Below are 21240 nucleotides of genomic sequence, written 5' to 3'. Positions count from 1 at the left end.
GCAATGACGTCAACTATAAAACTTAAAAAATTCAGCGAGATAAAGGAGTTACGGGAAATTGCCGAGTCGCTGCCTTTGCCCACTCCTCAGGTCATGCGAGAATGCGCGTCCTTTTTCAATCCTTTTCGATGGTTAAGCACGCGTCATGACCGCACAATTAATCGACGGCAAAGCGATCGCCGCCAGCCTCCGCCAGCAGATCGCCCAACGTGTCGCCGAGCGTCGCCAACAAGGCTTGCGCGCCCCCGGCCTGGCGGTAATCTTGGTTGGTACTGATGCCGCCTCGCAGGTTTATGTCTCGCACAAGCGTAAAGACTGCGAAGAGGTTGGCTTCCTTTCCCAGGCTTATGATCTGCCCGCGAGCACTAGTCAGAATGAATTGAGTGGCCTGATCGATCGCTTGAATGACGACCCCGCTATCGATGGCATCCTCGTTCAGCTGCCGCTGCCAGAACATCTGGACGCTTCGCTTCTGCTCGAGCGCATCCGCCCCGACAAAGATGTCGACGGCTTCCACCCTTACAATATTGGCCGCCTCGCCCAGCGCATTCCGCTCCTACGCCCCTGCACGCCGAAAGGCATCATGACGCTGCTCACCAGCACCGGCGCCAATCTGTATGGCATGAATGCGGTGATTGTCGGCGCTTCGAATATTGTCGGCCGCCCGATGGCCATGGAATTGCTGCTAGCCGGCTGCACCGTCACTGTGACCCACCGGTTTACCCGCGATCTAGCCGCCCACGTGGCGAATGCCGATCTGGTGGTAGTGGCCGCCGGCAAGCCCGGCCTAGTCAAAGGCGAGTGGATCAAAGAAGGGGCGATCGTCATCGACGTCGGCATCAATCGCCAAGAAAACGGCAAACTGGTGGGCGATGTGGTCTATGAAACCGCCCTCCCCCGCGCCAGCTGGATCACACCGGTTCCCGGCGGTGTCGGTCCGATGACTCGAGCCTGCCTGCTGGAGAACACCCTGCACGCCGCCGAGCATCTGCACGCTTGAAAGTATGCAAACATAAAAAAGGCCGCATGAAGCGGCCTTTTTTATGCGCGAAGCAAACTATTCTGCCAAACGCCAGGTCGTGCCACCCTTGCCATCCTCCAGCACCACCCCCATTGCGGTGAGCTGGTCACGGATACGGTCGGACTCCGCCCAATCCTTGGCCGCTCGCGCAGCCAAGCGCGCCTGAATCAAGGCCTCAACCTCCGCCGCATCGAGCCGATCTTCCGCGCCTGCGCGCAGGAAGGCATCCGGCTCCAGCTGTAGCACGCCAAGCAGGCTTGCCAGCTCCCGCAGGCGCACAGCCAAGGCCGCAGCCGCCTGTGGGTCGCTTTCGCGCAAACGGTTCACCTCGCGTGCCAGTTCGAACAGCACGGCACAAGCTTCCGGCGTGTTGAAATCATCGTCCATCGCCTTGGCGAAGCGCTCGACATAAGCCTCGCCACCGGCCGCCTGGGCCGCCGGCAAGCCTTTCAGGGCGTGGTAAAAACGCTCAAGCGCGCCCTTGGCTTCCTTCAGGCTGTCTTCGGAGTAGTTGATCGGGCTGCGGTAATGGCTGGAGACCAGCAGGTAGCGCACCACCTCTGGATGATATTTTTCCAACACTTCGCGAATGGTGAAGAAGTTGCCCAGCGACTTGGACATCTTCTCGCCATCCACCCGCACCGCCCCGGCGTGCATCCAGGCATTGGCGTAAGTCTTGCCGGTCGCCGCCTCGCTTTGCGCGATCTCGTTCTCGTGGTGCGGGAACACCAGATCGGGGCCGCCACCATGAATGTCGAAGGTCTCGCCTAAGCAGCAAGTGGACATCACCGAGCATTCGATATGCCAGCCCGGACGCCCAGCGCCCCAGGGCGACTCCCAACTCGGCTCGCCGGGCTTGACACCCTTCCACAGGACGAAATCGAGCGGGTCGTCCTTGGCCTCGTCGACCTCGATACGCGCACCGATGCGCAGGTCTTCGATCTTCATCCGCGACAGCTTGCCGTAGCCGGCAAACTTGCCGACCCGGTAATAAACGTCACCGTTGCCCGGCGCGTAGGCGAAGCCTTTGTCGATCAGGGTCTGGATCATCGCGTGCATGCCGGCGATATGCCCAGTGGCGCGCGGCTCCTGATCTGGACGCAGGACGCTCAAGCGCGCCTCATCTTCGAGCATGGCGGCGATCATGCGCTGAGTCAGTCGCTCGAAGCTTTCGCCGTTTTCCTGGGCACGTTTGATGATCTTGTCATCGATATCGGTGATGTTACGCACATAGGTCAGCTCGTAGCCGCTATGCCGCAGCCAGCGTGCCACCACGTCGAAGGCCACCATTACCCGCGCATGGCCGATATGACAGAAGTCATAGACGGTCATGCCGCACACGTACATGCGCACCTGGTTGCCCAGCAGCGGCTTGAGCGGCGCCTTGGTCTTGCTCAGGGTGTTATAGATCGACAGCGTCATCATTGGCCCCAGGAGTCACGCAGGGTCACGGTACGGTTGAATACCGGCTTGCCAGGTTGCGAATCCTTCAGATCGGCGCAGAAGTAGCCTTCGCGCTCAAACTGGAAGCGATCTTCCGGTCGCGCCTGGGCCAAAGAAGGCTCCGCGCGGCAACCCGTGAGCACTTGCAGGGACTCGGGGTTGATGTTGTCGAGGAAGCTGGCGCCCTCTTCCACCTTCTCCGGGTTCGCCGAGCGGAACAAACGGTCGTACAGGCGCACTTCGCATTCGACGCTTTCCGCCGCCGGCACCCAATGGATCACGCCTTTGACCTTGCGGCCCTCCGGGTTCTTGCCGAGCGTATCCGGGTCGTAGGAGCAACGCAGCTCGACGATATTGCCACCGGCATCCTTGATCGCCTCGTCGGCGCGGATCACATAGCTGCCACGCAGGCGCACTTCACCGCCGGGGATCAGGCGCTTGTAGCCAGCCGGAGGGGTCTCCTCGAAGTCGCCTGCGTCGATGTAGAGCTCGCGGGAGAACGGCAGCACGCGCACACCCATGTCTTCTTTCGGATGGCGCGGCAGCTCGAGGCTTTCTACCTGACCTTCCGGATAATTGCTGATCACCACTTTCAAGGGGCGCAACACGCACATGGCGCGCGGCGCGCGGACATCCAGATCCTCACGGATGCTGAACTCCAGCATGCCGACATCGACCACGCCGCTGGCGCGGTTGACGCCGATCATTTCGCAGAAATTGCGGATCGACTCGGGCGTGTAGCCGCGACGGCGATAGCCGGACAGGGTCGACATACGCGGATCGTCCCAGCCGCTCACGTGCTTCTCATCCACCAGCTGCTTGAGCTTGCGCTTGCTGGTGATGGTGTAGTTCAGGTTGAGTCGCGAGAACTCATACTGGCGCGGCTGCGCCGGTACCGACAGATTTGCCAAGAACCATTCGTAGAGCGGGCGATGATCCTCGAACTCGAGGGTACAGATCGAATGGGTGATGCCTTCGATAGCGTCCGACTGCCCATGGGTGAAGTCGTAGCTGGGGTAGATGCACCACTGGTCGCCGGTCTGGTGGTGATGCTCGTGGCGGATCCGATAGAGGATCGGGTCGCGCAGGTTCATGTTCGGCGAGGCCATGTCGATCTTGGCGCGCAGCACCCTGTCGCCGTCCTTGAACTCGCCGGCCTTCATCCGTGCGATCAGATCGAGGTTTTCCTCCACCGAACGCTCGCGGAACGGGCTGTTCTTGCCCGGCTCGGTCAGGCTGCCACGGTATTCGCGCGCCTGCTCGGGAGTCAGGTCGCAGACATAGGCCTTGCCGGCCTTGATCAGCTCGAGCGCCCAGGCATACAGCTGGTCGAAATAGTTCGAGGCATAGCGCACCTCGCCGGCCCAGTCGAAGCCTAGCCACTTCACATCGCTTTCAATGGCGTCGATGTATTCCTGGTCTTCCTTGGCCGGGTTGGTGTCGTCGAAGCGCAGATGGCAATCGCCGCCGAACTCCTTGGCCAGCCCAAAGTTCAGGCAGATCGACTTGGCATGGCCGATATGCAGGTAGCCGTTCGGCTCCGGCGGGAAGCGCGTGATGATCTTCGCGTGCTTGCCGGCATCAAGGTCGGCCTGGACGATCTGGCGAAGAAAGTTTGCTGCGGCGGGAGTCTCTGGCTTGCTCATGGGGTCCTTGATCATGCTGGTGCGCGGCGCAGGGTAGGCCGGTCAAATCAAAGCGCTTATCATAGCCGAAGCGGTCAACCCCCTGACAGACCTTCGATTTTCTCGATAGAGCGATTCCACCATGATCAAACTGCATACCAATTACGGCGTCATCACCCTCAACCTCTTCGCCGACAAGGCCCCAGAAACCGTGGCCAACTTCGAGGAGTACGTGAAGGCCGGTCATTATGACAACACCATTTTCCACCGGGTGATCAGCAACTTCATGATCCAGGGCGGCGGTTTCGAGCCAGGCATGAAGCAGAAGGCCACCCGCGCCACGATCAAGAACGAGGCCAACAACGGCGTCTCGAACAAGATCGGCACCATCGCCATGGCCCGCACCATGGAGCCGCATTCGGCTTCCGCGCAGTTCTTCATCAACGTTTCCGACAACACCTTCCTCGACCATAGCGCACCGACCGTCCAAGGCTGGGGCTACACCGTGTTCGGTGAAGTGGTCGAGGGCATGGACGTGGTGAACAAGATCAAGGGCGTCGCTACCACCATGCGTTCCGGCCACCAGGACGTACCGGTTGACGACGCGATCATCGAGAAGGCCGAGATCGTCGCTTGATCCTGCTGATCTCCGACCTGCATCTTGAAGAGGAGCGCCCGGACATCAGCCGGGCGTTTCTACATTTTCTCCAGACCCGCGCCACTCAGGCCGAGGCGCTGTACATCCTCGGCGACTTCTTCGAGGCCTGGATTGGCGACGACGCCATGAGCCCGTTTCAGCGCTCGATCGCTCAGGCCCTGCGCCGAGTGAGCGACGGCGGCACGAAGATCTATCTGATGCACGGCAACCGCGACTTCATGATAGGTGCGGACTTCTGCCGCCAGGCCGGCTGCACCCTGCTTGCCGACCCGACTCTGGCGCAGCTGAACGGCGAGCCCGTACTGCTGATGCACGGCGACAGCCTGTGCACCCGGGACGAGGCCTACATGCGCCTGCGCCGCTGGTTGCGCAACCCGCTGACGCTGTGGATTCTGCGCCATCTGCCGCTGGCTACCCGGCATAAACTGGCGCGCAAGCTGCGCAAGGAAAGTCGCACTCAGACGCGCATGAAAGCCAGCGAGATCATTGATGTCACTGCCGAGGAAGTGCCACGCATCATGGCCGCCTACGGGGTGAAGACCCTGATCCATGGCCATACCCATCGCCCGGCCACGCACCCCCTGCTGGTCGACGGCGCGGCCGCACAGCGCATCGTGCTGGGCGACTGGGACAAGCAGGGCTGGGCCTTACTGGTCGATGCCAATGGCTTTCAGCAACATGCGTTTGCGCTGAGCTGAGCCCACCCACGGTCAAACTGAAGCCCCATAAGGCAGGAACACTGCATTCCGGCTCAAGGTCCGAGACAGGCGTCGGCATACCCATGCCGGCTCCATCGCCGATCGTTCGCAGCTGTACAAGGATATCGCTGGCAGGCCGCTCTTTGGGTTCAACCGGCCTGGCGCCAAGACTTCACAAGGGTTGATCGATTCTTTCTGGATGCAAGGGATGATGACCGACCATAAGAATATCTACGATTGCATCAAGACCTTTTTAATATGCCGCGGACAGAATCCCCATATCACACCACTTGCGGGACACCGCAATGAACGCGGAACTCGCGTTCATTGCTCTCGATCAACTCCCGCTCTACGGCCCAGCTAAAACATGGGGCCGAAATTTGGGGGAAATTGGGGAACTCCGTGAGGATACGACTGAGAACATTAGTAGGCGTCCAGAACGCCGCGCGCATCAGCAGCCTTGAGGATCGCCTCAAGCGCCTGTCGAGCCGCCCACTCCACGGTCATCCCGCCAATCGGCACTGACCTCTCGCCATAGATTGACGTGACTTTGACCATACCCTTAGAAACAGCGTATTCGGCGCTGTACTCTCGTCCCTTGAACTCAACTTTGACTTGATCCAGGGATTGATTACTCATGCTGCCACCGCTCAATGCCAGTCCCTAGTATGGAAGCGTAGCCTGCTGCCATTCCCCACTGGCATTGACCTGCCTGGGCGTCTACACGCCACAGAGAAAGGGATTCAAACCTAGATCATGCCAGTTGCGGGACACCGCTATGAAAACGGAACTCGCTATCCGGGCTTTCGATCAATTCCCGCTCCACGGCCCGGACCTTTTCGATCACCCGATCCACGTCCGCCGCATCACCGTATTGATAGGCAAAGCGCAGGTAGTTCTGGAAATGTCGGACCTCCGACTTCAGCAGGCCGAAGTAGAACTTGCTCAGCTCCTCATCCAGATGCGGCACCACCGACTCGAAACGCTCACAGCTACGCGCCTCGATGAACGCCCCTACCACGAGCGTATCCACCAACTTGTGCGGTTCATGAGTGCGGACAGCGGCTCTCAGCCCCGAGGCATAGCGGCTTGCCGAGACTGGACGCAGGTTGATTCTGCGCTTCTTCAAAATCCGTAGGACCTGCTCGTGGTGCACCAACTCTTCGCGAGCCAAGCGCGACATGTAGTTGATCAGGTCGACATGGGTATTGTACTTCGCGATCAAGCTGAGGGCTGTCGAAGCCGCCTTGAATTCGCAGTTTTTATGGTCCAGCAGCATGATGTCCTGCTGAGCCAAGGCCGCTTCGACCCAGCCGGCAGGCGTCCTGCAGCCCAGGAAATCATGAACTTCAGGCAGCATGACCGCCTCCTGCAGTTCGTGGACAGGTATGGCAGATCATTAGCAGGCACTGGTGTAACAAGGCCTGAGTAGCCCAGGCGCCTGACGTCGGGCAAAGTAAATAAGGGGTGATTTCTGGAAGCAGTTGCATGGGCTCACGAAGGCGCCCTAGCGGCGCTGGCAGATGGGTTCGGGGCGGGCCATTATACGAATGCGGGTCAGGACGGCCAGCCGGGCAGTTGATTTAGATCAACAAGGCGAGAACCTGACGGCTATTACAGTAGTAAAAGGCATAAGCAGATTTCAGGGAGACGACCATGCAAGCCATTCGCAGCATCCTGGTAGTGATGGAAGCCGATCAGCCAGAGGGCCTGGCACTCAAACGCGCCAAGCTCATCTCCAGCGTCACACAATCGCACCTGCACCTGCTGATCTGTGACAAGAAGAACGATCATTCCGTCTTCCTCGATAGCTTGAGCGCTTCGCTGCAGCAGGAGGGCCACAGCGTCTCCAGCCAGCAGGCCTGGCATGAAAGCCTGCATCAAACCATCATCGCCATTCAGCAGGCCGAAGGCTGCGGGCTGGTGGTCAAGCGTCACCTGCCGGACAGCCCGGTGAAAAAGGCCCTGCTCACCCCGGACGATTGGAAGATCCTGCGCTTTTGCCCCTGCCCGGTGCTGATGGTAAAAACCGACAAGCCCTGGGCGGGCGGCACCATTCTCGCCGCCGTCGACGTCGGCAATGCCGACAGCGAGCACCGCACCCTGCATGCCAGCATCATCAGCCACGCCTATGAAATCGCCGCCCTGGCCAAGGCCGATCTGCACGTCATCGCCGCCCATCCGTCACCAATGCTGTCGGCGGCCGACCCGGTATTCCAGCTCAAGGAAACCATCGAGGAGCGCTACCGCGAGCAGTGCAAGAGCTTCCAGGCCGAATACGAACTCAGCGATGAACAGCTGCATATCGAGGAAGGTCCGGCCGACGTGCTCATTCCCCAAACAGCTCACAAGCTCGGCGCGGCCGTCACGGTAATCGGCACGGTGGGCCGCACCGGCCTGTCCGGCGCGCTGATCGGCAATACCGCCGAAGTGGTACTGGATACCTTGGAAAGCGATGTGCTGGTGTTGAAGCCGGACGACATCATCGCCCACCTAGAGGAACTGGTCGCCCAGCGCTAAGCGCCTCCCCCACAGACAACAAAGCCGCCTATTGGCGGCTTTGTTGTCTGCAAGCCGGACTCAAACGCGGCTTTCCACGCCCTCGAGCAGAAAACGCGGCGCGATATAGCGCTCGTAGTGCGCTTCCGACAACAGGAAGAACTCGCGATCGATGGCGTCACGCAATTCCGGCAGCGCCCAATGACGGAACTCGGGCAACAAGGCCACACCATAGGCTTCCAGCTGGCTGATCAGGCGGGCGCCGCGGGCGATCAGCTGGTAGGCCCAGCAATACGGCGATTGCTCCGGCACGAAGCGGATCTTGTGCTGCTCGAGCTGGCTACGCAGGCGTGTGGCGTCGAAAACATCCAGCTTCGCCCCCATCACCTGAACCAGCAGAATCTCCAAACGCCGCCAAACCGCGCGCTTTTCCTCCTCCTTGTAGAGGTTCCAGTTCACCACTTCATGATGAAAGCGCTTGCAGCCGCGGCAGACCAGATCGCCGTACACCGTGGAACAGAGGCCGACGCAAGGAGTCTTGATACGCTGGTTGGACATAGCGGTGGTGGATATAGGCAGGCGGAACAGGCTGGCATCTTAGCCCTTTGTCTAGGCAGGGTCACCCCAGTTTCCATGCGGGTTTTAGCTTAACTTTGCCGAGCCTTTCCAGTAGAATCCCTCCGCCTTTTAGGCGCCGATGTCCGTTGGAAGCTGTTTTCAAAGCGTCACGAGCACAGTTGTTTCCAGCAGGAAGATGTTGGCACTGGCTTTCGAGTTCCGAGCCAGCGCCACCCCTCATCCCTCCCTTCCTGCAAGCGTAAAACTTTGAAAACAGCTTCTGGATGGGGCCACTGAAACCATCGCTCTCAGCTCATAAAGCTGCTGCGCGGATGTGTTTAGCGGTTCCCTGAATGCGTCCCGGACACCCTTTGGGACCACTGATGAGGGTAATAACTGTGCTTGAAGCCTATCGCAAACATGTAGAAGAGCGTGCCGCTCAGGGTATCGTCCCCCAGCCGCTGAACGCCGAACAAACTGCAGGCCTGGTCGAGCTGCTGAAGAATCCTCCGGCTGGTGAAGAAGCCGTCCTCCTCGACCTGATCACCAACCGCATTCCGCCGGGTGTGGACGAAGCTGCCTACGTCAAGGCCGGCTTCCTCTCCGCGATCGCCAAAGGCGAAGCCAACTCCCCGCTGATCAACAAGCAACGCGCCGTGGAGCTGCTGGGCACCATGCAGGGCGGCTACAACATCGCCACCCTGGTCGAGCTGCTGGACAGCGCCGAGCTGTCTGCCGCCGCCGCCAAACAGCTGAAGCACACCCTGCTGATGTTCGATGCCTTCCACGACGTCGCCGAGCGCGCCAAGAACGGCAACGCCAACGCCCAAGCCGTGCTGAAGTCCTGGGCCGATGGCGAGTGGTTCACCAACAAGCCGGCCATCGCCGAGAAGTACAGCCTGACCGTGTTCAAGGTCCCGGGCGAAACCAACACCGATGACCTGTCGCCGGCTCCCGATGCCTGGTCGCGCCCGGACATCCCGCTGCACGCCCTGGCCATGCTGAAAATGGCCCGCGACGGCATCGTCCCCGAGCAGCAAGGCGCCATCGGCCCGCTGAAGCAGATCGAAGAAGTCAAAGCCAAGGGCTTCCCGGTCGCCTACGTCGGTGACGTGGTCGGCACCGGTTCTTCGCGCAAATCCGCCACCAACTCGGTGCTGTGGTTCTTCGGCGATGACGTACCCTACGTGCCGAACAAGCGCGCCGGCGGCTTCTGCTTCGGCAACAAGATTGCTCCGATCTTCTACAACACCATGGAAGACGCCGGCGCCCTGCCGATCGAATTCGACGTTGCCAACCTGAACATGGGCGACGTGATCGACGTCTATCCGTACGCTGGCAAGGTGTGCAAGCACGGCAGCGAAGAGGTCATCACCACCTTCGAGCTGAAGACTCCGGTGCTGCTCGACGAAGTCCGCGCTGGCGGCCGTATCCCGCTGATCGTCGGCCGCGGCCTGACCGAGAAGGCCCGTGCCGAACTGGGCCTGCCCTCCTCCGATCTGTTCAAGAAGCCGGAACAGCCGGCTGACAGCGGCAAGGGCTTCACCCTGGCACAGAAGATGGTCGGCAAGGCGTGCGGCGTAGCCGGCGTGCGTCCGGGCACCTACTGCGAGCCGAAGATGACCACCGTCGGCTCCCAGGACACCACTGGCCCGATGACCCGCGACGAGCTGAAAGACCTGGCTTGCCTGGGCTTCTCCGCCGACCTGGTGATGCAGTCCTTCTGCCACACTGCGGCCTATCCGAAGCCGATCGACGTCAACACCCACCACACCCTGCCGGACTTCATCCGCACCCGTGGCGGCGTGTCCCTGCGTCCGGGCGACGGCATCATCCACAGCTGGCTGAACCGCATGCTGCTGCCGGATACCGTCGGCACCGGTGGCGACTCGCACACCCGTTTCCCGATCGGCATCTCCTTCCCGGCCGGCTCCGGCCTGGTCGCCTTCGCCGCCGCGACTGGCGTGATGCCGCTGGACATGCCGGAATCCGTGCTGGTGCGCTTCAAGGGCAAAATGCAGCCGGGGATCACCCTGCGCGACCTGGTGCATGCCATCCCTTACTACGCCATCCAGAAGGGCCTGCTGACCGTCGAGAAGAAAGGCAAGAAGAACGCCTTCTCCGGCCGCATCCTCGAGATCGAAGGGCTGGACGAGCTGACCGTCGAACAAGCGTTCGAGCTGTCCGACGCCTCGGCCGAGCGTTCCGCCGCTGGTTGCACCATCAAGCTGCCGGAAAAGGCCATCGCCGAGTACCTGCAGTCCAACATCACCCTGCTGCGCTGGATGATCAGCGAAGGCTACGGCGATGCGCGCACCATGGAACGTCGCGCCCAAGCGATGGAAGCCTGGCTGGCCAATCCGCAACTGTTGGAAGCCGACAAGGACGCCGAGTACGCCGAGATCATCGAGATCGATCTGAACGAAGTGAAAGAGCCTGTGCTCTGCGCTCCGAACGATCCGGACGATGCGCGCCTGCTGTCCAGCGTCCAAGGTCAGAAGATCGACGAAGTGTTCATCGGTTCCTGCATGACCAACATCGGTCACTTCCGCGCTGCCGGTAAGCTGCTCGACAAGGTCAAAGGTGGCATCCCGACTCGTCTGTGGCTGTCGCCGCCGACCAAGATGGACGCCCACCAGCTGACCGAGGAAGGCTACTACGGCATCTACGGCAAAGCCGGCGCGCGCATGGAAATGCCGGGCTGCTCGCTGTGCATGGGTAACCAGGCGCGCGTGGCTGCCAACTCCACCGTGGTGTCGACTTCGACTCGTAACTTCCCGAACCGCCTGGGCGATGGCGCCAACGTGTTCCTCGCCTCGGCTGAGCTGGCGGCTGTTGCCTCCATCCTCGGTAAGCTGCCGACCGTCGAGGAGTACATGGTCTACGCGAAGGACATCGACAGCATGGCTGCCGACGTTTACCGCTACCTGAGCTTCGACCAGATCGCCGAGTTCCGTGAAGCCGCTGCGAACGCCAATATCCCGGTCGTTCAAGCCTAACGAGCAAAGCGTCAAGAAGAGCCCCGCCTAGTGCGGGGCTTTTTCTTTCTAGCCGGCTCTTGCAGACGGGCCAACAGTGACTACCTTCCAATTAAGGCCTACCGACGGATCATAGGAGGTGCACATGAAGGCTTGGATTCTCGCTGCAATTTGCCTGCTCAGCCTCGGCGGTTGTGCCAGCGAATACCTGATTTCCACTACCGACGGCCAGCTGCTGACCACCGACAATAAACCCGAACTCGACGAAGACACCGGCATGCTCCGCTTCGAAGACAGTGAGGGACGCGAGCAACAGATCCCCCAGGCCCAGGTGAAACAGATCATCGAACGTTGAGGTAGCTCCTTCCTCAATCTTTGCCCCGCCTCGGCGGGGCTTTCTTTATCCCCACGCCACAGACGCTGGCATATCGCTTGCTTCGCAATCGGCAAACTGCTCCAACGGCGGAGCAGCCTCATAGACAATGGCGTCGTTTCCGGTGGCTGATCGCAGCGACCGGGCGGCGCCTTTTTGCCCTGCGATGGAACGAAGCATGACAGCAAATAAAACCGACACCCGCGCGGACCACCTGGCCTGGGTAGCCGGCAGCGATGCACCGGAAAAAAGCGTCCTCGATCTCGGCTTCATGCCGCTGACCGACTCGGCCTCGCTGATCGTGGCGGCGACCCAGGGCTTTGCCCAGCCCTACGGACTAACGCTCAATCTGCATCGCCAGGGCTCCTGGGCCACCCTGCGCGACAAACTGCTGAGTGGCGAGCTGGATGCCGCGCAGATGCTGTATGGCCAGGTCTATGGCATCCACCTGGGCATTGGCGGCAATGCCACCGAGATGGCCATTCTGATGGGACTGTGCCAGAACGGCCAGGCGATCAACCTCTCCGAACCGCTCAAGCGCTCGGGCGTGACCAGCGCCGAAGCACTGCTCACGCGAGCGCTCCAAAACAGTGCAAAACTGACCTTCGCCCAGACATTCCCCACCGGCACCCACGCCATGTGGCTCAACTATTGGCTGGCCAGCCAGGGCATTCACCCGCTTGAAGACGTGCACAGCGTGGTCGTGCCGCCTGCGCAAATGGTTGCTCACCTCAAGGCCGGGCGCATCGACGGTTTCTGTGCCGGTGGCCCCTGGGGGGCGCTGGCGGTCGAGGAAGGCCAGGGCTTCACCCTCGCCACCAGCCAGATGATCTGGGCCGACCATCCGGAGAAGGTGCTCGGCGTCACCCGCGAATTCGTCGACAGCCACCCGAATACCGCCCGCGCGCTGACCATGGCACTGCTGGAAGCGAGCCGCTTCATCGAAGCCAGCCTGGACAACAAGCGCAGCACCGCCCAGCTAATCAGCGGTGACGACTACATCGGCGCCCCGCTGTCGGCCATCGAGCCACGCTTTCTCGGTCATTACCAGGATGGCCTGGGCAACAGTTGGGAGGACCAGCACCCCTTGCGCTTCTTCGCCGAGGGCGCGGTGAACATGCCCTACCTGTCCGATGCCATGTGGTTCATGACCCAGTTCCGCCGCTGGGGCCTGCTGCGCAGCGATCCCGATTACCTCGCCGTGGTCCGGCAGGTTCAGCAGATCGAGCTATACCAGCAAGCTGCCAGTGCCCTCGGCATCGACGTGCCGGCCGAGCCGATGCGCCGCTCAACGCTGATCGACGGTAAAATCTGGGATGGCAGCGACCCGGCCGGCTATGCGCGCAGCTTCGCCCTGCACGCCCTGAGTGACCACACCCGGACAGCCGCGCTGTGATGTCGAGGAGGAACCCACCCATGCTGCGAATTCTCCTGATCAACGACACCCAAAAGAAGGTTGGCCGCCTGAAAGCCGCGCTGATTGAGGCCGGCTTCGAGGTGATCGACGAATCGGGGCTGACCATCGATTTGCCGGCACGAGTCGAGGCGATACGTCCCGACGTCGTGCTGATCGACAGCGAATCTCCCGGCCGCGACGTGATGGAACAGGTGGTGCTGGTCAGCCGCGACCAGCCACGGCCCATCGTGCTATTCACCGACGAGCAGGACCCCAGCGTGATGCGCCAGGCCATCCAGGCCGGGGTCAGCGCCTACATCGTCGAAGGCATCCAGGCGCAGCGCCTGAAGCCGATCCTCGATGTTGCCATGCTGCGCTTCGAGAGCGATCAGGCGCTGCGCGCACAACTGCAGGCACGCGAAGCGCAGCTGGCCGAACGCAAGCGCATCGAGCAGGCCAAAGGCATCCTGATGAAGATGAAAAACTGCAACGAGGAAGAGGCCTACACCCTGATGCGCCGCCAGGCCATGAGCCGTCAGCAGAAGCTGATCCAGGTCGCCGAACAGATTATCGCCATGAGCGAATTGCTCGGCCCCTGACGCGGGCCGACAAACTCCTCGACAGTCGCCCTCGCGCCCGCTTATCTTCGCCGCAGGCCACCGCAGTGGCCGACGTCGCTCGGACGGTTCCGGGCGCTTACGTTTCCGAGGAAAGCATGGCTGAACAAGCTTCGCGTCGCTTTGCGCGCATCGATCGTCTCCCCCCCTACGTTTTCAACATCACCGCCGAACTGAAGATGGCCGCCCGCCGCCGCGGCGAGGACATCATCGACCTCAGCATGGGCAACCCCGACGGTGCCACCCCGCCTCACATCGTCGAGAAGCTGGTGCAGGTCGCTCAACGCGAAGACACCCACGGCTACTCCACCTCCCGCGGCATCCCACGCCTGCGTCGCGCCATTTCGCGCTGGTACGCCGAGCGCTACGAGGTGGAGATCGACCCGGAAAGCGAAGCGATCGTCACCATCGGCTCCAAGGAAGGCCTGGCGCACCTGATGCTGGCCACTCTCGATCACGGTGACACCGTGCTGGTGCCCAACCCCAGTTACCCGATCCACATCTATGGCGCGGTAATCGCCGGCGCCCAGGTGCGCTCGGTACCGCTGGTGCCCGGCGTGGACTTCTTCAATGAGCTGGAACGAGCGATCCGCGAGAGCATCCCAAAGCCGAAGATGATGATCCTCGGCTTTCCCTCCAACCCCACCGCCCAGTGCGTCGAGCTGGATTTCTTCGAGCGCGTGGTGGCTCTGGCCAAGCAGTACGACGTGCTGGTGATCCACGATTTGGCTTACGCCGATATCGTCTACGACGGCTGGAAAGCCCCGTCGATCATGCAGGTGCCGGGCGCCAAGGACATCGCCGTGGAGTTCTTCACCCTGTCGAAGAGCTACAACATGGCCGGCTGGCGGATCGGCTTCATGGTTGGCAATCCGGAACTGGTCAGCGCCCTGGCACGGATCAAGAGCTACCACGACTACGGCACCTTCACCCCACTGCAGGTGGCCGCTATTGCCGCACTGGAAGGCGACCAGCAATGCGTACGGGATATCGCCGAGCAGTACCGCCAGCGCCGCAACGTGCTGGTCAAGGGTCTGCATGAGCTGGGCTGGATGGTCGAAAACCCGAAGGCCTCGATGTACGTCTGGGCCAAGATCCCCGAGCCTTATGTCCAACTCGGCTCGCTGGAGTTCGCCAAGAAGCTGCTGGCCGAGGCCAAAGTCTGCGTCTCGCCAGGGATCGGTTTCGGCGACTATGGCGATGACCATGTGCGCTTCGCCCTGATCGAAAACCAGGAACGCATTCGCCAGGCCGTGCGCGGAATTAAGAATATGTTCCGTGCCAATGGCTTGCTGGATGCTCCGATCGCAATGCGAACTGAGAGCAAAAACACCGAAAACTGACAGTCATATTATTGACGCAAGGTCTTGACTGCCTGATCAGAATTTTCACTCGCAACCCATCTGCCTCGCGGCATACCGCTATTTCGGCGGCTTGCCGCGGCTGGCACGGAATTTGCCGCTCGTCGGCTTTCACTCCGCCATTACGACCAAAGTCGGAACAAAATCGCGTATCCTTGTTCTCACACCATGTCTGAACACAGAGCGTCGGCCTCGTGCTTTTGGGCATCCGGTACACCCAAGGAGAAATATTGCTTCTAGCACGAGTCATGTGCGTAGGCATCTTTTGCCTGGGAAAAGGACAAGCCCAACCACACATAATTACAAGACTCCGCAAATTGGGCGGAAAAATGAAAATTACTGAGGCGCTGGAGTAGCACCCCGACAACGACGCATAAGCGTCGACTCAATAATCAACCGTTACAACAAGAGGTATAACCCCATGGAAATTTATTTGTTCTTTACTTCCCTGCTCAAGCAGGAAGGAACCATGGAGCTATTGCGCTTGGCAATCGTATACGCACATCTTATCGCCTGCTGTGTAGCCATCGGAATGGTTATCGTCAGCGACTCCGCGATGATAAAAAGATTAATCACCGGTGACACTTCCCAGCAGGATCCTCACCACCTTGTCCAACTCAAAAACACCGTATTGATCGCACTTGCCGCCCTGTGGATCACCGGCCTGATGATTATTGGCCTGGATGCATCGATCAAGGGCGAGGAATACTTCCTCAACCCCAAACTGCAAGCCAAGATCCTTATCGTGGCGCTGCTGACCATCAATGGTTTCCTCCTGCACCACGTCGTCATGCCCGCCATGACCAAGGCCGGCTGCATTCTCAAGCTGGAAGCCAACGCGCGTACCCTGGCCGTTTTCGCCGGCACCGTTTCCGGCGTGTCCTGGTTGTACGCCGCCATGCTGGGCGTTGGCCGACCGCTGGCGTGGAAATACAGCCTGCAAGAACTCTTGATTGCCTATCCGCTGCTGATTGCCGCGGGCTTCGCCATGATGCTTCTGCTGATTGATTGGAAAACTTCCAGAAGCAAAACCAAACCTGCACCCCGTATGGCTTACGCCGGGATCCTGGCAGTCAATCATCGGTAATACAAAACACCAATATAAATTGAACAGGGACGTTCAAATATTTAATAGCTCACTGCCCTATATTTCATATCCAGCCTGCCCCCTCCGCGACATCCCCCCAAGCAAAACTCAATCCTGCAATCATATTTAGCGTTATCAACCGCTATTTGACGAAAATACAGTTCTCACCATTCCATCGCTACCACTCCGCTCGTCAGCGCTTTTGAACTTGTCACGCCGCCAGGCCACGAATAGGAGCTATTTCCGTCTCCATCATTCATAAGGACTGCCAGTGATCGATCTCAGCACCTGGGCCCTCAGCATCCCCACCCTCACCTCCGCGACCCAAATCGACACCGCCCGCCTCAACAACGGTTACGAGAGCCAGTATTTCCGCCGCAACTCGGACGGCAGCGTGACTTTCTGGGTGCCAGTCACCGGCAGCCATAGCGAGGACGCCCGCTACCCGCGCAGCGAATTGCGCGAAACCCAAGCCGACGGCACGCTCAACAACTGGCCCTACGCCCAGGCCGACAACTACCTGAGCGCGGTGCTGACCGTCACCCAGGTGCCGAGCAAGAACAAAATCGTCATCGGCCAGATCCACAGCAAGGACCAGCCCGGCAGCGAGAACGATCCGCTGCTCAAGTTGCAGTACCACTACTACAACGGCGTCGGCCGCATCGAGGCGCTGCTGCGCAAGCGGCCCGGCGACACGACGGTGCAGAACATCCTGATCGCCGAGAACATCCGGCTCGGCGAGCGCTTCGGCTACGACCTGCGCCTGACGCCCAGCGGCAATCTCGGCATCAGAGTGACCAGCAGCGACGGCGACCAGGGCTCGCACTACCAGCCGATCAGTGCCTACTGGGGCAAGCAACTGCTCTACTTCAAGGCCGGTGCCTATGTACAGGACAACTATGGGCCGGACACCGAAGGCGGCCGGGTGACCTTCTACTGGCTGAATGCGGCGCACAAGTGAGCCCCCGCCCGCGCGGCATCTAGTTCGATCGAGCGAGTCACGGGAGGGGCGGCGCAGGTAGAATCGCCCCCCTTGTCCTACCGAACGCCCGAGATCGACCATGGCTCGCCTGAAACTCGAATTCCCCGAAGAACTGTTCTGCTACAGCACCCACCTCACCGTGCGGGTCACCGACATCAATGGTGCCAACCACCTGGGTAACGACTCGATGATCTCGATGATCTCCGAGGCTCGTGCACGCTTCCTGTTCGATTTCGGCATCAAGGAAGTCACGTCCGGCGACACCGGCATCATCGTCACCGACCTGGCCACCACCTACAAAGCCGAAGCCCACGCCCGCGACCAACTGCTGTTCGAGGTCGGCGTGATGGACTTCAACAAGTACGGCGGCGACATCATCTTTCGCATCAGCCGCCCGGCCGACGGCGCGTTGGTGGCCATGGCCAAGTCTGGCTTCGTGTTCTTCGATTATCAGCAGTCCAAGGTGGTGCCGATGCCCGAGGGCTTTCGTGCCACCTTCCCCATGGTCAACTGGGTCGACTGACCGTAACGACGCCCCAACACGACGCACGAGGGTGCGCATAACGCGCCCTTTTGCATCGTTAAGCCGCCCCGCCTAGCGTCGCCCCCTCTGAAAATTGGCGCTTCACAGACTTGGCTCAGCTTTTGCTAAACAGCTGATACAGGTAACCAATGGCGGTTGCCTCCACACACGACAAAGACGTCGCCCGCCCTTCGCCCTCACGGCGTCAGGTGTTGCGACGTTTTTTCGTTTTGGCCCCAGAGATCGGGGCCGGTGGAGCGACCGCGATCCGGCGCTCCGCTTGTAACTCTTTCAACCCGCTGTGGCTTCGGCCACAGGCGGCGTGCCACAAGCACGACGCCTTCCCGGCCGGTTGCGACTGCCGTGCCCACGATCACGGTGAATCGCAACCGCCGGGCCCTACATCAGGATGAGGTGTTAGATGAATACAAGTTTCTGGAAGGCCGGGCATACGCCAACCCTGTTCGCCGCATTTCTGTATTTCGACCTGAGCTTCATGGTCTGGTATGTGCTCGGCCCGCTCGGCGTGCAGATCGCCGCTGACCTCGGCCTGACCACCCAGCAGCGGGCGATGATGGTCGCCACGCCGATTCTCGCCGGTGCCGTGCTGCGTTTTCTGATGGGCCTGCTGGCCGATCGGACCTCACCGAAGAGTGCCGGCATTGTTGGCCAGGTGATCGTCATTGGCGCGCTGTTAGGCACCTGGCAGCTCGGCGTCCACAGCTATGAGCAGGCGCTGCTGCTTGGCCTGTTCCTCGGCTTTGCCGGTGCTTCCTTCGCCGTCGCCCTGCCGCTGGCTTCGCAGTGGTATCCGCCGCAGCACCAGGGCAAGGCCATGGGCATCGCCGGCGCCGGCAATTCCGGCACCGTGCTGGCAGCGCTGTTCGCTCCGGGGCTGGCGACACTGTTCGGCTGGAACAGCGTGTTCGGCCTGGCGCTGATTCCGCTGGTGCTGACCCTGATCATCTTCGCCACCGTCGCCAAGAATGCCCCCGAACGCCCGGCGCCCAAGGCCCTGGCCGATTACCTCAAGGCCCTCGGCGACCGCGACAGCTGGTGGTTCATGTTCTTCTACAGCGTCACCTTCGGCGGCTTCCTCGGCCTGGCCAGCACCCTGCCCGGCTACTTCCACGACCAATACGGCCTGGCGCCGGTGACCGCCGGCTACTACACCGCCGCCTGCGTGTTCGCCGGCAGCCTGATGCGCCCGCTGGGCGGCGCCTTTGCCGACCGCATTGGCGGCATTCGCAGCCTGCTGGTGGTCTACACCGTGGCGGCCATCTGCATCGCCGCGGTGGGCTTCCACATCTCCAGCTCGACCGTGGCCCTGGCCTTGTTCGTGATGGCCATGCTCAGCCTCGGTGCCGGCAACGGCGCGGTGTTCCAACTGGTACCGCAGCGCTTTCGCAAGGAGATCGGCGTGATGACCGGCCTGATCGGCATGGCCGGGGGCATCGGCGGTTTCTGCCTGACCGCCGGGCTCGGCGCAATCAAGCAGCACACCGGCGACTACCAGCTCGGCCTGTGGCTGTTCGCCAGCCTCGGCGTGGTCGCCTGGTTCGGCCTGCACGGCGTCAAGCAACGCTGGCGCACCACTTGGGGCTCGGCTGCGGTCACGGCCGCGCGCGTCTGACTTATTTGTAGGATGGGTTGAGCGCAGCGATACCCATGCGGTCTCCATGATGGGTATCGCAAGCTCAACCCATCCTACGAAAGCCATAGAGTTCGGATACATCCATGACCTTGCAATTACGCTTCGGCGAAGCCAGCGCCACCGGCCCGCGGGAGGAAAACCAGGACGCCCTGCGCGTGGTCACCCCGGCGCCGACGCTGGCGGCGAGCAAGGGCTACCTGTTCGCCCTCGCCGACGGCGTCAGCCAGTGTGCCGATGGCGGCCTGGCCGCGCGGGCAACCCTGCAGGCGCTGGCGCTGGACTACTACGCCACCCCGGAAACCTGGGCGGTGGCGCAATCCCTGGAACGCCTGTTGCTGGCCCACAACCGCTGGCTGCGCGCCAATGGCGGTGGTCAACCACTGCTCACCACCCTTACCGCCTTGGTGCTGCGCGGGCGGCGCTTCACCCTCGCGCATGTCGGCGACTGTCGCGCCTACCGCTGGCATGCCGGCGAGCTGCAGCGCCTCAGCGAGGACCACGTGTGGGACCAGCCAGGCATGCAGCATGTGCTCAAGCGCGCGCTGGGTCTGGATCAGCATCTGGTGGTGGATTATCTCGACGGCGAACTGCGCGCCGGCGAGTGCTTCCTGCTGGTCAGCGACGGCGTCTGGGCCGTTCTCGGCGATAACCGCATCCAGCAGATCCTGCAGGATGCCGACGAGCCCAACGCCATCTGCCAGGCGCTGGTTAGCGCCGCCCACCTGGCCGGCAGCCAGGACAACGCCAGCGCTCTGCTGGTGGAGGTTGGCGACCTGCCGGAAAGTGCGCTGAGCGACACCCTGGCCCAACTCGACCACTGGCCGCTGCCGCCGAAACTGCGCGAAGGTCAGGAGTTCGAAGGCTGGCAGATCGAACGCCTGCTCAGTGAAAGCCGCCAGTCGCTGGTCTACCGCGTGCGCGATGGCCAAACGCGACGCTGGCTGCTGAAAACCCTGCCGGCCAGCCGCGCCGACGAACCGCAGGCCGGCCCGGCGCTGCTGCTCGAGGAGTGGTTCCTGCGCCGGGTCGCCGGCCGGCACTTCCCGGAAGTCCACCCGCTGCCGCAGCGTCAGCACCTCTACTACGTCCAGCGCGAATACTCCGGTCAGACCCTGGCCGAGCACCTGCGCCTGAACGGCCCGGTGGGCCTGCCGGAATGGCTGGACATCGCCGCGCGCCTGCTCAAGGCCCTGGGCATGCTGCACCGGCGCAACATCCTGCACCGCGACATCAAGCCGGACAACCTGCTGTGGGGCGACGACGGCGAGCTGCGCGTGCTGGACTTCGGCCTCGCCTACTGCCCTGGACTGTCCCGCGACGAGGCCCACAGCCTGCCCGGCACTCCCAGCTACATCGCTCCGGAAGCCTTCACCGGCACCCCACCCAGCCCGCAGCAGGACCTCTACGCCGCCGGCGTGACGCTCTACCACCTGCTCACCGGGCACTACCCGCACGGCGAGATCGAAGCCTTCCAGCACCCGCGCTTCGGCCAACCGACCCCGGCCAGCCGCTACCGCCCCGACCTGCCGACCTGGCTCGACGACTGCCTCAAGCGGGCCGTCGCCGCCGACCCGGCGCAGCGCTACGAAACCGCCGAGGAATGGCTGCTGATCCTCGAACAGGGCGAACGCCAGGCCCTCAGCGTGCGCCCGCGCCCACTGCTGGAGCGCGAACCGCTGAAGGTCTGGCGCGGCGTGGCGCTGGTTTCGCTGCTGCTCAACCTGCTGCTGGTGCTGCTGCTCTCCGCCTGAAAGCCAACCTAGGCGC

General features: G+C 61.7%; 19 protein-coding genes and 1 pseudogene. 15 read left to right on the top strand and 5 right to left on the bottom strand.

What is annotated here, in order from left to right; translation table 11 throughout:
• Positions 1-145: 145 nt before the first annotated feature.
• Complete coding sequence (gene folD, locus D3880_RS10810) at positions 146-1000, top strand: bifunctional methylenetetrahydrofolate dehydrogenase/methenyltetrahydrofolate cyclohydrolase FolD (RefSeq protein ID WP_119893455.1); 855 nt, start codon at positions 146-148, stop codon at positions 998-1000.
• A gap of 57 nt (positions 1001-1057) precedes the next feature.
• On the opposite strand, the gene cysS is transcribed toward folD, so the two are convergent.
• Positions 1058-2443: a cysteine--tRNA ligase gene (cysS, locus tag D3880_RS10805; protein ID WP_119895718.1), complete on the bottom strand. Its 1386-nt coding sequence runs from the start codon at positions 2441-2443 to the stop codon at positions 1058-1060.
• Complete coding sequence (locus tag D3880_RS10800) at positions 2443-4110, bottom strand: glutamine--tRNA ligase/YqeY domain fusion protein (protein WP_119895717.1); 1668 nt, start codon at positions 4108-4110, stop codon at positions 2443-2445. Before D3880_RS10800 ends, cysS begins: the two co-directional genes overlap by 1 nt.
• Positions 4111-4231: 121 nt before the next feature.
• Between D3880_RS10800 and D3880_RS10795 the strand changes: the two genes are divergently transcribed.
• From D3880_RS10795 to D3880_RS22925, 3 genes and pseudogenes are all read left to right on the top strand, one after another.
• Positions 4232-4726 carry a peptidylprolyl isomerase gene (locus D3880_RS10795; protein WP_119893454.1) on the top strand — a complete coding sequence of 165 codons (495 nt, stop codon included), beginning with the start codon at positions 4232-4234 and terminating at the stop codon, positions 4724-4726.
• The gene (gene lpxH / locus D3880_RS10790; RefSeq protein WP_119893453.1) at positions 4723-5445 is read left to right on the top strand and encodes a UDP-2,3-diacylglucosamine diphosphatase; all 723 of its coding nucleotides are present in this window, start codon (positions 4723-4725) and stop codon (positions 5443-5445) included. The genes D3880_RS10795 and lpxH overlap by 4 nt, the downstream gene beginning before the upstream one ends.
• A gap of 91 nt (positions 5446-5536) precedes the next feature.
• Positions 5537-5698 (top strand): annotated as a pseudogene (locus D3880_RS22925) (alpha/beta fold hydrolase); the annotation flags it as partial.
• Between the two features lie 170 nt (positions 5699-5868).
• On the opposite strand, the gene D3880_RS10780 reads toward D3880_RS22925, so the two are convergent.
• Both D3880_RS10780 and D3880_RS10775 read right to left on the bottom strand, forming a co-directional pair.
• The gene (locus tag D3880_RS10780; RefSeq protein WP_119893452.1) at positions 5869-6084 is read right to left on the bottom strand and encodes a hypothetical protein; all 216 of its coding nucleotides are present in this window, start codon (positions 6082-6084) and stop codon (positions 5869-5871) included.
• 115 nt (positions 6085-6199) lie between these two features.
• Positions 6200-6805, bottom strand: coding sequence for a MiaE family protein (locus D3880_RS10775; RefSeq protein WP_119893451.1), 606 nt, complete (start codon positions 6803-6805; stop codon positions 6200-6202).
• Between the two features lie 296 nt (positions 6806-7101).
• On the opposite strand from D3880_RS10775, the gene D3880_RS10770 reads away from it, so the two are divergent.
• Positions 7102-7965, top strand: coding sequence for a universal stress protein (locus D3880_RS10770; protein ID WP_119893450.1), 864 nt, complete (start codon positions 7102-7104; stop codon positions 7963-7965).
• A gap of 60 nt (positions 7966-8025) precedes the next feature.
• On the opposite strand, the gene D3880_RS10765 is transcribed toward D3880_RS10770, so the two are convergent.
• Positions 8026-8502 (bottom strand): DUF1289 domain-containing protein, encoded by a 477-nt coding sequence (locus D3880_RS10765; protein ID WP_119893449.1) that lies wholly within the window; start codon positions 8500-8502, stop codon positions 8026-8028.
• A gap of 398 nt (positions 8503-8900) precedes the next feature.
• On the opposite strand from D3880_RS10765, the gene acnB reads away from it, so the two are divergent.
• From acnB to D3880_RS10715, 10 genes are all read left to right on the top strand, one after another.
• Positions 8901-11501, top strand: coding sequence for a bifunctional aconitate hydratase 2/2-methylisocitrate dehydratase (gene acnB, locus D3880_RS10760; RefSeq protein WP_119893448.1), 2601 nt, complete (start codon positions 8901-8903; stop codon positions 11499-11501).
• A 124-nt stretch (positions 11502-11625) separates the two neighbouring features.
• On the top strand, positions 11626-11835 hold the full coding sequence (locus D3880_RS10755) for a YgdI/YgdR family lipoprotein (protein WP_119893447.1): 210 nt from the start codon (positions 11626-11628) through the stop codon (positions 11833-11835).
• 196 nt (positions 11836-12031) lie between these two features.
• Positions 12032-13249: a CmpA/NrtA family ABC transporter substrate-binding protein gene (locus tag D3880_RS10750; RefSeq protein ID WP_119893446.1), complete on the top strand. Its 1218-nt coding sequence runs from the start codon at positions 12032-12034 to the stop codon at positions 13247-13249.
• Between the two features lie 20 nt (positions 13250-13269).
• On the top strand, positions 13270-13848 hold the full coding sequence (locus D3880_RS10745; protein ID WP_119893445.1) for an ANTAR domain-containing response regulator: 579 nt from the start codon (positions 13270-13272) through the stop codon (positions 13846-13848).
• 116 nt (positions 13849-13964) lie between these two features.
• On the top strand, positions 13965-15209 hold the full coding sequence (gene alaC / locus D3880_RS10740; RefSeq protein ID WP_119893444.1) for an alanine transaminase: 1245 nt from the start codon (positions 13965-13967) through the stop codon (positions 15207-15209).
• A gap of 439 nt (positions 15210-15648) precedes the next feature.
• Positions 15649-16314 carry a hypothetical protein gene (locus D3880_RS10735; RefSeq protein ID WP_119893443.1) on the top strand — a complete coding sequence of 222 codons (666 nt, stop codon included), beginning with the start codon at positions 15649-15651 and terminating at the stop codon, positions 16312-16314.
• Positions 16315-16585: 271 nt separating this feature from the next.
• The gene (locus tag D3880_RS10730; protein WP_119893442.1) at positions 16586-17275 is read left to right on the top strand and encodes a polysaccharide lyase family 7 protein; all 690 of its coding nucleotides are present in this window, start codon (positions 16586-16588) and stop codon (positions 17273-17275) included.
• A gap of 100 nt (positions 17276-17375) precedes the next feature.
• Entirely contained in the window at positions 17376-17819 is a 444-nt protein-coding gene (locus D3880_RS10725; protein WP_119893441.1) for a thioesterase family protein, read from the top strand.
• Positions 17820-18240: 421 nt separating this feature from the next.
• Positions 18241-19452, top strand: coding sequence for a nitrate/nitrite transporter (locus D3880_RS10720; protein WP_119893440.1), 1212 nt, complete (start codon positions 18241-18243; stop codon positions 19450-19452).
• 104 nt (positions 19453-19556) lie between these two features.
• Entirely contained in the window at positions 19557-21224 is a 1668-nt protein-coding gene (locus D3880_RS10715; protein WP_119893439.1) for a bifunctional protein-serine/threonine kinase/phosphatase, read from the top strand.
• Positions 21225-21240: the final 16 nt, after the last annotated feature.

It is taken from the genome of Pseudomonas cavernae (assembly GCF_003595175.1).
GTDB classification, from domain to species: Bacteria; Pseudomonadota; Gammaproteobacteria; order Pseudomonadales; family Pseudomonadaceae; genus Aquipseudomonas; species Aquipseudomonas cavernae.
Note: the sequence above shows the minus strand (reverse complement) of the source record. Positions and strands in the feature narration are given on the sequence as shown.